This window comes from Stenotrophomonas sp. YJH_SMC_46, from assembly GCF_059370315.1.
The window spans coordinates 111,921-125,277 of record NZ_JCAFTO010000004.1; the positions used below are offsets into that span (position 1 = coordinate 111,921).

Below are 13,357 nucleotides of genomic sequence, written 5' to 3' on the forward strand. Positions count from 1 at the left end.
TTGGCCTTGGCGCATGCGGTGCCCAGCGTCTATTGTCGGTGCCTCTTCAGGCAGCAGGCAGGCAGCGCAGCGCGATGGCACGGTGGCAATGGATGGCGGCAGGTGTGGCGTTGGCAACGGCAGTGGCACTGGCCGCGACCTGGTGGGAGACACCGCTGCACACGTTGGCTGAACCGGCGGGCCCGGCTCCAACGCCACTGGCGTGGACCGCACAGATCGAGCCGCTGGCCGGCGATGGCCACCCCGGTGACCGCGACGGCGCGTCCGCGCAGGCACGCTTCGCCGATCCCTATGCGTTGCTGCGCAGTGCCGATGGCAGTGTCTATTTCACTGATGCCGGTGATAACAACCGGATCCGTCGCCGCCTGCCCGATGGCCGCGTCGAAACGGTGGCCGGGCAGGGCGAGGGGCGCGTTGAAGGCCCGGCACTGCAGGCCAGTTTCAATACGCCCTCGGGCATTGCCGCCGACGCGCAGGGCAACCTGTATGTGGCCGACACCGGCAACCATGCGATCCGCCGTATCGGCACCGATGGCCAGGTGACCACGCTGGCGGGTGGCGAACAGGGCCACGTTGATGGACCTGCCGCGCAGGCACGCTTCGATGCGCCGATGGGCATCGCGGTGGACGCGCAGGGCCAGGTCTACGTGGCCGATACCTACAACGACCGCATCCGGGTGATCGGTACTGATGGCAACGTGCGCACCCTTGCCGGCGGTGAGCGCCCGGGAATGGCCGATGGCGTGGGCGCTGCGGCGCGCTTCGATACGCCGGTGGCACTGGCCTTCGATGCGCAGGGCGCGCTGCTGGTGGCCGATCTGTTCAACAACGCGGTACGCCGCATAGGCGCTGATGGCACGGTCAGCACCGTGGTCGCCGCCGGTGGCGTGATCAATGGGCCGCTGTCGCTGGCCACCACCCACGATGGCGTGCTGTACGTGGGCGATATGGATGGCCGCATCGTGCAGGTGACGCCGCAGGGCCACCAGATCGCGCTGGTCGGCAACGGTCGACTGCCACGCCTGGCCCGCCCCAGTGGCTTGGCGATGGACGCCGACGGCAACGTGCTGGTGGCCGACGCCGCAGGCTACCGTCTGCATCGTCTGCGGCCGCTGCCGGTGGGCGAACTGCCTGCGCCGGCACTGGTCGGCCCGGCCGCCGACGCGGCGCTGCCGAAGACGGGCGGCCGGTGGCCGCTGGCGCCGCAGGACGGTTGGCACGAAGTGGTCGGCACGCTGGGAGAGGTGCGCGGCAACTTCAGCGGCGAGAGCCGCCATCACCTGCATGGGGGCTTCGACGTGCGCGGTGATGTGGGCCAGACCGTGCTGGCGATCGCCGATGGCAAGATCAGCAGCCCGATGGCGGCCTGGAGCCTGGGCGAGCAGGCCGAGGGCCTGGCCGTGGATCGCCTCAAGTACATCCACATGCGGGTGGGCCGCACCCCACGCAATGAACCGTTCGATGCGCGCTGGCAGGCGCTGTACGACGAGCAGGGCAAGCTGGAGCGGATGCGCGTGCGGCGCGGCATGCGCATCCACGTCGGCGATCGCCTGGGCAGCATCAACAACCAGGCGCATGTGCACCTGGCCGTGGGTACTGGTGGCTTCGAGACCAATGCCGTGGCGCTGGGCTTCCAGAACTACGCCGACCACTTCGCACCGCGCATCACCGATGTGGCGCTGCTGGACGACACCGACCAGCCCATGGCCGCCGGCAGCGACGGCGTGGTGATGGTGGCGCGGCAGGGGCGTGGCGTGCAGATCGTGATCGAGGCCTGGGACCAGGTCGACAACAACCTGCCGCGTCGACGCCTGGGCATGTACCAGGTGGGCTACCAGATCCTCGATGCGGCTGGGCAGCCGCTGCAGGGTTACGAGCAGCCGCGCTGGAACATCGTGTTCAACCGCATGCCGCCGCAGAAGGAAGCGGTGCGCGTGGCCTACGCCCCCGACAGTGGGATCACCGTGCATGGCAGCGCGGTGACCCGTTTCCGTTATCTGGCCACCAACACCGTGCGTGACGGCCTGATGGAAACCGGGCGTTGGCAGCCATCGGCGCTGCCAACGGGTGAGTACATCGTACGCGCCAGCGTGCGCGACTACAGCGGCAACGACGGCATCGGCCTGCGCGAGGTCAGGGTACGGCTGCTGCCATAGCGGCAGCCGGGGCGCCGCAGCGTTCGCGCTCGGCGTCCATGTCTTCCAGCGGCCGCACTTCGATGCTGCCGAAGCGTGCCCAAGGGAAGTCGCGGGCGATGCGCATGGCTTCGTCGCGGTCGCGGGCGACGATCAGGTTGAAGCCGGCCAGCAGTTCACGGGTTTCGGCGAACGGGCCATCCAGTACGCGGCTGTGGCCATCACGCACGCGCAGGGTCTGCGCGGTGTCGACCGGCTGCAGCTTCCGCGCGGCCAGCAGCGTGCCTTCGGCCTGCAGCTTGTCGGCATGGGCCAGGCAGTCGCGCATCAGCGCGTTGAATTCTTCGATGGGCAGGGCCTGCAGCAGGGCAGGCTCGATGTAGATCAGAAGCAGGTACTGCTGCATGGCGCGGTCCTGGCGGGGGCGGGGTGCCCATGATGGCGCAGGTCTGCGCGTGGGCATGTTGCAGCGCGGGAGGCGCGCCTTCGGCGGGGATCGGCGAACGGCGGAGCCCCTCCGTGGTGGGTTGGGTTGGTCGCTGAAAGCTGGCTTCCTGCGGGTGGGCCGGGCGGGTGGGATTGGCGGGGACGCCGTGAATCCATCCCTGGAGGCTTAGCCGCGCCATCCATGGCGCGGATACCCCGCCAACCCCACCCGCCCGGCCCCAGACAGATTCCGGTTGCCGATCCACCACGGGAAATCACAAGCAAGAGCAAAAGCGGGTCGCTTCGCTCGCAAAGCCGAGGCCGCCAGCCAACCGCCGTTGCTGTTGCCTTTGCTTCTGCCTTTTCTCTTGATCTTCCCGTGGTGTGCGACGGTGACAGGAAACTGTCAAAGGCCGGGTGGGTAGGCGGGGCGGGGGTGTCCGCGGCATGGGCCCGAGGCAAGCCTCGGGCGGGTTGGGCACGATGCCCAACCCCGGTCTTGCCGTGTGCGCAGGACAGCGCACACGAGCAAGCCGCGGTCAAGCCCCCAGGGACGGGTTTACGGCGTCCCCCGACCCGTCTACCCACCCGGCCAAGCCCATGAACCCAGCTTTCAGCGACCAACCCGACCCACCACGGAGGGGCTCCGCCGTTCGCCGACCCTCGCCGAAGGCGCGCTTTCCGCGCAAGAAAAAAATTTCCAACAGACGTGTCGATTCCCAGGCCCCTGGTTCGTTGTACCCAGTGAAGGGCACGCACCACGCGTCCCCACGGGAGACCGCAATGAAAGTGATGGTGATCGTGAAGGCCAACGCCGACTCCGAAGCCGGCCGCATGCCCAGCGAACAGGAATTGTCCGAAATGGGCGCCTTCAACGAACAACTCGTGGCCGCCGGCATCATGCTGGCCGGTGAAGGCCTGCACGCCACCCAGCGCGGCAGACGCATTCACTTCGGCAGCGGCACACCCAAGGTCGAGGCCGGTCCGTTCGGTCCTGCCAGCGAACAGATCGCCGGCTTCTGGCTGTGGGACGTGCGGTCGCTGGACGAGGCCGTCGAGTGGGCCAGCCGTGCGCCGTTCGGCAGTGGCGGCACGCTGGAACTGCGTCCCCTGATCTCCGCAGAAGACTTTGGTGAAGCCTTCACCCCCGAATTACAGCAGCAGGAACAGCGTCTGCGTGCACAGCTGGAAGGTTGACCCGATTCATCTCCCTGCCGGGCAGGACCCGGCACTACTGCCCTGAACCGCACAACGGAGTATTGCCATGAAACTGATTCCCTTCCTCGGCTTCAGCGGCCAGGCCCATGAGGCGATGGCGTTCTACGCCAAGGCACTCGGTGGCCAGGTCACGTCGGAAATGAAGTACCGCGACATGCCGCCCTCCGATGGCTCGCCAGGCTGCAACGAGATGCCGCCGGAAACCCTCGACCACGTCGCGCACAGCCAGCTGGAAATCGGCAGCGCCATCGTGATGGCGGCCGATGGCCCCGGCGGTGGCGAGGGCGGCTCGACCACCATCAATGTCGATGTCGACAGCATCGAAGAAGCCGAACGCGTGTTCGCGGCGCTGGCCGAAGGTGGCCAGGTGCAGATGCCGATCGCCGAAACGTTCTGGGCGCACCGCTGGGGCATGCTGATTGATCGCTACGGCAAGCCGTGGATGGTCAATTGCATGAAGCAGCCCTGATCCCTCCCTCTTTCCTCTTCATCCACAAGGAGCGTTACCAATGAGTGCACCACAACCGCAGATGATCTTCGTCAACCTGCCCGTGCAGGATCTGGAGAAGTCCAAGGCGTTCTTCACCGCGCTGGGCTACAGCTTCAATCCAACCTATACCAATGACGATGCGGCTGGCATGGTCATCAGCGAGAGCATCTACGTGATGCTGCTGACCCAACCTTTTTTCCAGCAGTTCACCAACAAGCCGATTGCCGATGCGCGCACCCACACGGAAGTGATCAATGCGCTCTCGGCGCCCAGTCGCGAGGCCGTTGATGTGCTGGTGGACAAGGCACTGGCCGCCGGCGCCAGCGAGCCGCAGCCGGCGCGCGACCTGGGCTTCATGTACCAGCGTGCCTTCCAGGACCTGGATGGCCATCTCTGGGAAATCGCACACATGGACGGCGAGCCGGGCTGACGGCCGCCGCAAGGGAGAACCCTCATGGCTTACGTGGATGCTTACGTGCTGCCGTGCCCGCAGGACAAGGTGGCGGCCTACCGCCGCCTTGCCCGCAAGGCCGGCGCGGTGTGGAAGGACCATGGCGCGCTGCAGTACATGGAGTGCGTGGCCGACGACGTGGAACCGGGCAAAAGCACGTCATTCCCGCGCGCGGTGAAAGCCAGGCCCGGTGAAACGGTGATCGTCGCCTTCGTGGTGTTCCGCTCGCGTGCGGCACGCGACCGCATCAACGCCAGAGTGATGGCCGACCCGCGGCTGGCGTCGCTGGGCCCGAAGGACATGCCGTTCGATACCAAGCGCATGTTCTGGGGCGGCTTCAAGCCCATCGTCGAAGCGTGAGCCATGGCGCTTGTGCGGGCCGGGCGTGCGTGCTGTGATCGGCGCATGCTCGATCCCGCACTGACGCAGCGTCTGGAAACCCTCTGGCGGATGGAGTCGCCGGTGTTGATCGCGCGCCTGGCGCGGCTGCTCGGGGGCGATGTCGGCCGTGCCGAGGAGCTGGCCCAGGACACCTGGCTGGCCGCGCTGGAGCGCTGGCCGGAGCAGGGCATCCCGGACAATCCCGGAGCCTGGCTGATGACCACTGCGCGCAACCGTGCCATCGATGTGCTGCGCCAGCACCAGCGCGTGGCGCAGCAGCATGCGCAATGGGGTGAGGAACTGCATCCGGCACCCCTGCCAGCGCCGGATGACAGCCAGGCGCTGGAAGATGACCTGGGGGACGACCTGCTGCGCCTGATGTTCGTGGCCTGCCACCCGGTGTTGCCGGCCGATGCGCGGGTGGCACTGACCCTGCGCCTGCTCGGTGGCCTGACCACGACCGAGATCGCCCGCGCCTTCCTGCAGCCCGAGCCGACCATCGCCCAACGCATCGTGCGCGCCAAACGCACCCTGGCGCAGAAGCAGGTGCCCTATGAAGTGCCGCGCGCGGAGGCGATGCCCGAGCGGCTGGCTTCAGTGCTGGAGGCGATCTACCTGGTCTTCAACGAAGGCTATGCGGCCAGTGCCGGTGACGACTGGATGCGTCCGGCGCTGTGCGACGAGGCACTGCGACTCGCGCGCATTCTGGCGCACCGGCTGCCGGTGCCGCCGGTGCTGGGCCTGCTGGCGCTGATGGAGCTGCAGGCCTCGCGTGCCGCAGCACGGACCGATGCACAGGGCGTGCCGGTGCTGCTGGACCAACAGAACCGCGCGCGCTGGGACTGGCTGCAGATTGAACGCGGGCAGCAGGTGCTGGCGCGCGCGCTGGCCGCCGGTGGCGGCGACGATCCCTATGTGCTGCAGGCGCGCATCGCAGCGTGCCATGCGGCGGCGCGGCGTCCCGAAGATACCGACTGGCCGCGCATCGCAACGCTCTATACGCAGCTGTTGCAGGTGCAGCCCTCGCCAGTTGTCGCATTGAACCGCGTGGTGGCGATACTGCGCAGCGACGGTGCCTTCGCGGCCTGGGCGCAGCTGCAGCCGTTGCTGGTGGACGCGCGACTGCGCGAGTACGCGCCGCTGCAGGTGGTGCACGGGGAACTACTACAGGCGTTGGGACGCGACTTGGACGCACGTCACGCTTTTGCGGAAGCCGCCAGACTCAGCCAGAACCAGGCAGAGCGCGGCCTGCTGCGGCAACGGGCTGGTCTGCCTCCCGCGGAGTGACCCCGACGAAGGCAGCACTTGTCGGCAGCCCCGCGAGCCGTTATGTTTCGCGCCCAGCGGACGCGTCAGCGTCCACTTTCCATGCGTATTGACCGAGGAGCGGTTGGATGTATTCAAGGACGAAGAGCGCATCGCGCGCTTTTGCGCGCCTGCTTGCCTGTGCCCTGTGCCTGGCCGTATGGCCGATGGCCGTGCAGGCGGCAGACAAATCACAGCAGGCCTATTGGGCCGGTTTTGCCTACACCGCTGATGCCGCCGCCGTGCAGGCGACCACGCCGCATGCGCATGCGGTGCTGGAACAGCGCGGCCTGATTCCGTTGAACCAGGCGCTGGCACAGTCGCTCAAGCGCCGCGCCCCGGCCCACCTGCAGCTGATTGACCAGCCGGTGGCGATGCTCGACGGCACGACCAGCGCGACCGTGCTGGCCGCGGCACTGGACCGCGAACTGGTCTCGGTCGAGCCGATCGGTGACCAGTACAAGGTGCTGGTGGAAGTGGCGCTGCAGGCGCTGTTCTTCGACTTCCGCGAGCGCCAGGTGATCGCGTCCTATCCGCTGACCCTGCAGCGCATCGATGTGCAGGATTACCGGCCGGACAACGACGATATCGACGCGATCGTTGCCGATCTCCTGTACGGCAGTGCCGATACCAGCCTGTCGCAGGTGCTGGCCGCCAGCCTCGCCCAGGCCAAGCTGCCCGATGCCGCCGTGCGTCGCCTGCAGGTCGGTGGCGTAACCCTGTCCGACGCGGTCCGCGCCAAGCTGCCCGACCCGAAGTGGGACGCCCCGCTGCGTGCCACGCTGGCCCACGAACTGTCCAAGACGCTGTCGTCCAATACCGGCGTCGGCCTGCTGCCGCCGGCCTCGGGCCAGGCGATCGGTGGTGCGATGGCGGCGCGCTTTGCCGACGGCAAGGTCTACCAGCTGAAGATTCCCGAGCCGGACTACGTCATCAACCTGCAGGTGGATGCGTTGAAGAACGGCGTGATCGAAGAAACCCCGGCGATGAAGACGATGCTGTTCGGCGCGTTCTTCACCGCCAAGGTGACCGAGCCGTTCTCCGGCAAGGTCTATTTCGAACAGCCGCTGCGCAAGGGGGCCACCAAGGTGGTGCCGGTCACGCAGTGGCAGGTCGACCAGTGGTCGGCCAGCTACGAAACCCTGCTGGCGGGCCTCGATGCCTTCGCCGGCGCCGCCGCCAAGCGCGCCGATTCGCGCGGCTGGCTGGACGAACAGAAGCCGGGCGGCCGCCCGTTGCAGCAGCAGACCCAAGCCCTCCAGGAGTTGATCAAGTCATGTCGTTGATGCGTACCATCCTGCTCATCCTCATCGCCCTGGTGGTGGCCTCGCCGGTCGCTGCGCAGACCGCCAGTTCGCGCGGTACTGGTTCGGCCAGCTACGGCCTGCGCCTGAGTGCCGACACCCGTGCCCAGGCCCTGAACAAGGCCAAGGTCAATGCACTGGAGGCGTACATCGCCGAAACCGGTGCGGCCAAGCTGCGCCTGTTCGAAGCGCGCCGCGCCGAGTTCATCGGCGAGATCGACCGCTACGTGCTCAGTGCCGTGCAGCTGTCGGACACCGAAGACAAGAAGGCCAAGACCTACACCGTCACCGTCCGCGCCGAGATCAACACCACCCTGCTGCAGACCAAGCTGGATGCAGGTTCGGCCGTGGCCGGTGCCACCGCCGCCCAGCGTTCGCTGCTGACCTTCCTGTTCATGGCGCGCTCGCAGGACACCGTGCAGTCGTTCCAGGACAAGGAATACCGCCGCGTCGACGCCAGCAGCAGCTACAACGAGAACACCCGCGAGGGCGACAGCTTCCGCGGCAACTCGGTCAGCACCAACGGCAGCATCAACCAGAACGGTTCGATGTCGGTCACCAGCGGTGGCAGCACCACCCAGCGCAGCGACAACATCAGCTGGAAGGTGGCCAACGCGGCCGAAGTGAACACCGCGATGACCGGCGCCTTCAGCGCCGCCGGCTACGAAGTGGTCGAAGCCGAATACGTGGAAGGCGAGTCGCGCGGCCTGCTCAGCATCGAGCGCATCCGCAAGGACTTCAGCACCGGCAACGACCTGGCTCCGGCCACCCTGCGTGATACCGCCAACGGCATTCGTGCGGCCAACATTCCGTACATCGCCGTCGGCACCCTCGACGTCGGCATGCGCGACCGCGATTCGGCCAGCGGCAACACCCGCGTGTTCGTCACGGTCACCGGCAAGGTGCTGGACGTGACCGGTCGTTTCCCGCGCACCGTGTCGTCGGTGGGCCCGGTGCAGTTCTCCGGTACCGGTCCGAACGAAACCGTCGCCCGTACCAATGCGCTGCAGCTGGCGGCTGAAAAGGCTGCCCAGCAGATGATCAACGAACTGAACGTCAAGGCGGTCCGCTGATCCGCCACCCCGGTGGGTGCCGAGCCCGCTCGGCATCACCCTGGATTACCGATTCCCACGTGCCGCTTCGCGGCCGTCTCTCCCAAAGGACACTCATATGATCCGCAATACCGCTCTTGTCGTGGCCATCGCTGCCGCCACCCTGTCGATGCCGGCCCACGCTGGCCTGGGCAAGCTGAAGGACCTGGCCGGTGCCGCCACCGGCACCTCCAGCAGCAGCGCCTCCAGCGCCGCCGCTCCGGACGAAGCCGCGCAGGAAGCGCTGGTGCGTCGTTTCGTTACCTCGCAGTCGCACTCGCTGCAGGCCCAGACCTCGTTCGCCCGCGCCTTCGGCCTGGCCGAGCAGGTGCAGCTGCTGGAAGCCGAGCGCCAGGCGCTGTCGTCGGGTTCGGTCAGCGTCGATGCGATGAAGAAGTCGGTGTCGGTCAGCGAAGCGGCGCAGGCGGCGATCAACGAGCGCCAGGCCGCACAGCCGGAACTGAACGCTGAATCCAAGCAGCACTACGCCGAAGGCCTGGTCTCGCTGCTGTCCTCGGCGGCCGAAGCACAGAAGCTGGGCGGCGAAGCCAGCAACTTCACCGCCGGCATGAAGAACCTGGGCGCGACCCAGCTGGCCACCGTCGGCCGCAAGCTGGCGGCAGGTGCATGGGTGGCCAAGGAATCGCCGGGCTTCATCCAGGGCCTGTACGGCTCGACCAAGTCGGCCGTGACCTTCGCCAGGAAGAGCAAGGTGAAGGTGCCGTCCAACGCCGATTCGATGCTCGACAAGCTCTGATCCGAGGCGAATCTCCATGCGTATGACCTACCGTTTGATCGGCCTGGGCCTGGCTGCCACGCTGCTTGCAGCCTGTGGCAAGCAGGACACCCCGGCCGCCGCGCCCGCCAAGGACAAGGCAACCAGTGCACTGGCCAGCAATGCGCCCGTGGAAGCAGCGCCCCTGCGTGGCACGCCGGATTTCGGCGGCACCACCCAGGTCGCGCGCGAAGCCGACGGCATCGGCAGCACCCCGGAACTGGCGGTGCTGGCGGCATTGCAGTCGGCGGTGGCGCAGGTCAACGGCGTACGCGTGGCCAGCCAGATGCAGAGCCTGCGTGCAGGCCTGCATGTGGATGTGGATGACGAACACGTCGGCGATATCCGCGCCGACGCGTTCACCCAGCAGATGATCGCCGGCTCGCAGGGCGCGGTGCTGGGCTATGAAATCCTGTCGCAGGACGAAGTGCGGCAGCTGGACGAGGAGACGATCGCCCGTGTGCGCGCCAGCGACGAAGGCTGGAGCTTCAAGGGCTCGGCGTCGGCCAGTGCGTCCGGCGAAGCCTCGGCCAAGGGCGGTTCGGCCTCGGCCAGTGTCAAGCAAAGCTACGACGAGAAGGTGAGTGTTGATGCCAAGCGTGGCGCCAGCTCCTACGATTCCGATGTGACCCATCGCAGCATGCGCAGCTACTGGAAGGTGCGCGTGCGCGCACAGATCGCCCAGTACCGTGCACCGGACGAGCAGGGCAAGCCGAAGATCGTGGTTGCACTGCCGCGCACCAAGGCCGGCAGCTACGCCGTGGGCGACGGCCGCGTGGACGCGGACGAAGTGGCCGACGCGATCCGCGCACGCCTGTCCGACACGCTGACCCAGACCCAGCGCTTCATCGTGCTGGACCGCGAGTTTGGTGACGAGCTGCAGGCCGAGATCGACCACATCAACAGCGGCAACGTGCGCCTGCAGGACACCGCACGCGTGGGCCAGCAGCTGGCGACCGACCTGATCCTGATCCCGACCATCGAGCGTTTCGAGTACCCGCGCAGCGTGCGCAACCTGCGCATGTCCGACCGCCAGGTGACCTCGTACTCCGGTGGCGGGCGCATCACGCTGCGCCTGATCAACGCCACCACCGGCCAGGTGGTGATGTCCGACAGCTTCGACCACCAGCTGGCCTCGACCGGCCCCAGCACCCTGCCGCGCGTGGTCAACGGTCGCAACATGGCGGCGGCGATGATGGAGTCGCTGTCCGGCCAGATCGGCACCACCATCGTCACCACGCTGTTCCCGGTGTCGGTGGTCTCGGTGGACGGCGACCAGGTGGTACTGAGTCAGGGCGGCGAAACGCTGCAGGCTGGCCAGCGCTGGCAGGCCGTGCGCCTGGGCGAAGAACTGAAGGACCCGCAGACCGGCCGCTCGCTGGGCCGCAGCGAACACCCGTGCTGCACCATCCGCATCGATCGCGTGGCTGCACAGACGTCCTACGGCACCATCGAAGACGGCGTAGACGCGATGCGCGGCGGCTTCCGCCCGGGCCAGATCGAACTGCGCCAGAAGCTGGGCAGCAAGCCGGCAACGGCCGCCGCAGGCGCGACCGCCTCGGCCGCTCCCGCAGCTGCCGCACGCCCGGCCGCCAAGCCGAAGCCCAAGGCCGCGGCGGCCCCGGCCGAAGACCCGAACTGGTAACAGGCTCAAGCAACACACAGATGGGGTCAGAGCCCTTTCCCGCAGGGAAAGGACTCTGACCCCTTCTTGTTTCCGTCCGTGTCGACCAAGGTCGACACCTACCAACAGCGGCGTGTCGACCAAGGTTGACGCCCACCAACAGCAGCAGAAATGTGTCGAAGGCGGGGTGGGTCCGGTTGCGGGGGTGTCCGCGGCATGGATGCCGCGGCCAAGCCCCCAGGGGTGAGGGCGCTTTGCTTGCGAAGCACTGCTTCGCAAGCGCCTGAACGCACAGCCGCCAGCGGCTGGGCCGGTCTGGGGGTTTACGGCGTCCCCCGCAACCGGACCCACCCCGCCATCCCACCGAATGCCTGCTTCTGCTGTTGCTGTTGCTCCAGCTGTTGCTGCTGCCCTGGCTTCGGCAGGTGCAGGGCGCAGCCCTGCCGAATCCCATTACACTCCAGAGAGATTTCCCTGCTGGAGAGAGCAATGAAGCGAGTAGCACTGGGCGTGCTGGCCCTGTCAGTGTCGAGCGCACTGATGGCCGCCACCCCGAAATTCGACGGCGCGCGGATCTCCGCCGACGTCAAGGAACTGGCCTCCGACGCCTACGAAGGCCGCTCCCCGGCCACCGCCGGCGAAGAGAAGACCATCGCCTTCCTCAGCAAGCAGTTCGCCGATGCCGGCCTGCAGCCGGGCGGTGACCTCAAGGATGGCAAGCGCCTGTGGACCCAGGCCGTGCCGCTGCGCAAGGGCGACATCGTCGGCGCACCGCAGCTGGCGCTGCACCAGGGCGGCAAGACCGTTGCGCTGGAGCAGGGCAAGCAGATCGCCGTGCGCGCCGCCATGAACGGCGCCAGCAACGTCGATATCAGCAAGGCGCCGCTGGTGTTCCTCGGCTACGGCGTGAAGGCCCCGGAGCGCAACTGGGACGACTTCAAGGGCGTGGACCTGAAGGGCAAGATCGCCGTCGTGCTGATCAACGATCCGGACTTCGAGACCGGCCAGGGCGACTTCGACGGCAAGGGCATGACCTACTACGGCCGTTGGACCTACAAGTACGAAGAAGGTGCCCGCCAGGGCGCGCTGGGCGTGCTGATCGTGCACGAGACCGCACCGGCGTCGTACGGCTGGGCCACCGTGGCCGGCTCCAACACCAACACTATGTTCGATGTGGTGCGCGACAACCCGGCGGAAAGCCACCCGCTGCTGGAAGGCTGGATCCAGCGCGACCTTGCCGTGGAGCTGTTCCGCTCGGCCGGGCAGGACTTCGAAGCGCTGAAGAAGAAGGCGCAGCAGCGCGACTTCACCCCGGTGCCGCTGACCGGCGCCAGTCTGGACGCGAAGTACGCGGTGAAGACCGAAGTGATCACCTCGCACAACATGGCCGCACGCCTGGAAGGCAGCCGCCACCCGGACGAGACCATCGTCTACAGCGCGCACTGGGACCACATCGGCGTGGGCGAGCCGGACGCGCGCGGTGATCGCATCTTCAACGGTGCGCTGGACAATGCCAGCGGTACTGCCTCGCTGATCGAGCTGGCCCGTGGTTTCGCCAAGGCCAAGCGCCCGGAGAGGTCAGTGCTGTTCCTGGCAGTCACCGCCGAGGAAAAGGGCCTGCTGGGTTCGGAGTACTACGCCACCCATCCGCTGTACCCGCTGGAAAAGACCGTGGCGGTGATCAACATGGATGGCATGGCGCCGTTCGGTCCGTCGCGCGATTTCGGCATCTACGGCGCCGCGCGCTTCGAGCTGCTGGACCAGCTGAAGGACGTGGCCAAGGGCTGGGATATCCGCTACACGCCGGACCCGAAGCCGGAAGCGGGCCTGTTCTTCCGCTCCGATCACTTCCCGTTCGCCAAGCGTGGCGTGCCGGCACTGTCGTGGTCGGCCGGCCAGGACTGGGTGGACGGTGGCGTGGCTGCGGGCAAGAAGGCCTCGGAAGACTACACCGCCAAGCGCTACCACCAGCAGGGCGACGAATGGCAGCCGGACTGGGTGTTCGCCGGTGCCGCCCGCGACCTGGAAGTGCTGTACACGCTGGGCAACCAGCTGGCCAATTCGCGCAGCTGGCCGAACTGGAGCAGGGACGAGTCGTTCCGCGCCGTGCGTGACGCCAGCGCCGACCAGCGCAAATAACGGCGTTCGGTAGTGCCG

General features: G+C 67.4%; 12 protein-coding genes. 11 read left to right on the top strand and 1 reads right to left on the bottom strand.

Going from position 1 to position 13,357, the window contains the following annotated elements:
- Positions 1-74: 74 nt before the first annotated feature.
- On the top strand, positions 75-2,156 hold the full coding sequence (locus AC5P8C_RS14180) for an NHL repeat-containing protein (protein WP_495218977.1): 2,082 nt from the start codon (positions 75-77) through the stop codon (positions 2,154-2,156).
- Here the strand turns inward: AC5P8C_RS14180 and AC5P8C_RS14185 are convergent.
- Positions 2,134-2,541 (bottom strand): YciI family protein, encoded by a 408-nt coding sequence (locus AC5P8C_RS14185; protein ID WP_495218978.1) that lies wholly within the window; start codon positions 2,539-2,541, stop codon positions 2,134-2,136. The two genes, AC5P8C_RS14180 and AC5P8C_RS14185, sit on opposite strands and share 23 nt — an antisense overlap.
- A gap of 803 nt (positions 2,542-3,344) precedes the next feature.
- Here AC5P8C_RS14185 and AC5P8C_RS14190 point away from each other — a divergent pair.
- The 10 genes from AC5P8C_RS14190 to AC5P8C_RS14235 all read left to right on the top strand — a co-directional run bounded on the left by AC5P8C_RS14190 (position 3,345) and on the right by AC5P8C_RS14235 (position 13,339).
- Complete coding sequence (locus AC5P8C_RS14190; RefSeq protein ID WP_049480833.1) at positions 3,345-3,758, top strand: YciI family protein; 414 nt, start codon at positions 3,345-3,347, stop codon at positions 3,756-3,758.
- 67 nt (positions 3,759-3,825) lie between these two features.
- Positions 3,826-4,248, top strand: a complete 423-nt coding sequence (locus AC5P8C_RS14195) for a VOC family protein (RefSeq protein WP_005407887.1) — start codon at positions 3,826-3,828, stop codon at positions 4,246-4,248.
- Positions 4,249-4,288: 40 nt separating this feature from the next.
- The gene (locus AC5P8C_RS14200; RefSeq protein ID WP_043403339.1) at positions 4,289-4,699 is read left to right on the top strand and encodes a VOC family protein; all 411 of its coding nucleotides are present in this window, start codon (positions 4,289-4,291) and stop codon (positions 4,697-4,699) included.
- 24 nt (positions 4,700-4,723) lie between these two features.
- The gene (locus AC5P8C_RS14205; RefSeq protein WP_019660895.1) at positions 4,724-5,080 is read left to right on the top strand and encodes a DUF1428 domain-containing protein; all 357 of its coding nucleotides are present in this window, start codon (positions 4,724-4,726) and stop codon (positions 5,078-5,080) included.
- Positions 5,081-5,125: 45 nt separating this feature from the next.
- Positions 5,126-6,388, top strand: a complete 1,263-nt coding sequence (locus AC5P8C_RS14210; RefSeq protein WP_010484144.1) for an RNA polymerase sigma factor — start codon at positions 5,126-5,128, stop codon at positions 6,386-6,388.
- Positions 6,389-6,495: 107 nt separating this feature from the next.
- Positions 6,496-7,692, top strand: a complete 1,197-nt coding sequence (locus AC5P8C_RS14215) for a hypothetical protein (protein ID WP_019660897.1) — start codon at positions 6,496-6,498, stop codon at positions 7,690-7,692.
- Positions 7,683-8,783: a hypothetical protein gene (locus tag AC5P8C_RS14220; protein WP_495218980.1), complete on the top strand. Its 1,101-nt coding sequence runs from the start codon at positions 7,683-7,685 to the stop codon at positions 8,781-8,783. The genes AC5P8C_RS14215 and AC5P8C_RS14220 overlap by 10 nt, the downstream gene beginning before the upstream one ends.
- Before the next feature lie 97 nt (positions 8,784-8,880).
- Positions 8,881-9,558, top strand: a complete 678-nt coding sequence (locus AC5P8C_RS14225) for a hypothetical protein (RefSeq protein WP_019660899.1) — start codon at positions 8,881-8,883, stop codon at positions 9,556-9,558.
- A gap of 16 nt (positions 9,559-9,574) precedes the next feature.
- A complete protein-coding gene (locus AC5P8C_RS14230) occupies positions 9,575-11,221 on the top strand; it encodes a CsgG/HfaB family protein (RefSeq protein ID WP_495218982.1) in 1,647 nt (548 codons plus the stop codon).
- Positions 11,222-11,689: 468 nt separating this feature from the next.
- On the top strand, positions 11,690-13,339 hold the full coding sequence (locus AC5P8C_RS14235; RefSeq protein WP_495218983.1) for a M28 family metallopeptidase: 1,650 nt from the start codon (positions 11,690-11,692) through the stop codon (positions 13,337-13,339).
- Positions 13,340-13,357: the final 18 nt, after the last annotated feature.

Bases quoted from the DNA above. Each gene is read 5' to 3' on its own strand.
- AC5P8C_RS14205 (WP_019660895.1), top strand. From the start codon at position 4,724: ATGGCTTACGTGGATGCTTACGTGCTGCCGTGCCCGCAGGACAAGGTG.
- AC5P8C_RS14185 (WP_495218978.1), bottom strand. From the start codon at position 2,541: ATGCAGCAGTACCTGCTTCTGATCTACATCGAGCCTGCCCTGCTGCAG.
- AC5P8C_RS14195 (WP_005407887.1), top strand. From the start codon at position 3,826: ATGAAACTGATTCCCTTCCTCGGCTTCAGCGGCCAGGCCCATGAGGCG.
- AC5P8C_RS14230 (WP_495218982.1), top strand. From the start codon at position 9,575: ATGCGTATGACCTACCGTTTGATCGGCCTGGGCCTGGCTGCCACGCTG.
- AC5P8C_RS14200 (WP_043403339.1), top strand. From the start codon at position 4,289: ATGAGTGCACCACAACCGCAGATGATCTTCGTCAACCTGCCCGTGCAG.
- AC5P8C_RS14220 (WP_495218980.1), top strand. From the start codon at position 7,683: ATGTCGTTGATGCGTACCATCCTGCTCATCCTCATCGCCCTGGTGGTG.
- AC5P8C_RS14235 (WP_495218983.1), top strand. From the start codon at position 11,690: ATGAAGCGAGTAGCACTGGGCGTGCTGGCCCTGTCAGTGTCGAGCGCA.
- AC5P8C_RS14190 (WP_049480833.1), top strand. From the start codon at position 3,345: ATGAAAGTGATGGTGATCGTGAAGGCCAACGCCGACTCCGAAGCCGGC.
- AC5P8C_RS14225 (WP_019660899.1), top strand. From the start codon at position 8,881: ATGATCCGCAATACCGCTCTTGTCGTGGCCATCGCTGCCGCCACCCTG.
- AC5P8C_RS14210 (WP_010484144.1), top strand. From the start codon at position 5,126: ATGCTCGATCCCGCACTGACGCAGCGTCTGGAAACCCTCTGGCGGATG.
- AC5P8C_RS14215 (WP_019660897.1), top strand. From the start codon at position 6,496: ATGTATTCAAGGACGAAGAGCGCATCGCGCGCTTTTGCGCGCCTGCTT.
- AC5P8C_RS14180 (WP_495218977.1), top strand. From the start codon at position 75: ATGGCACGGTGGCAATGGATGGCGGCAGGTGTGGCGTTGGCAACGGCA.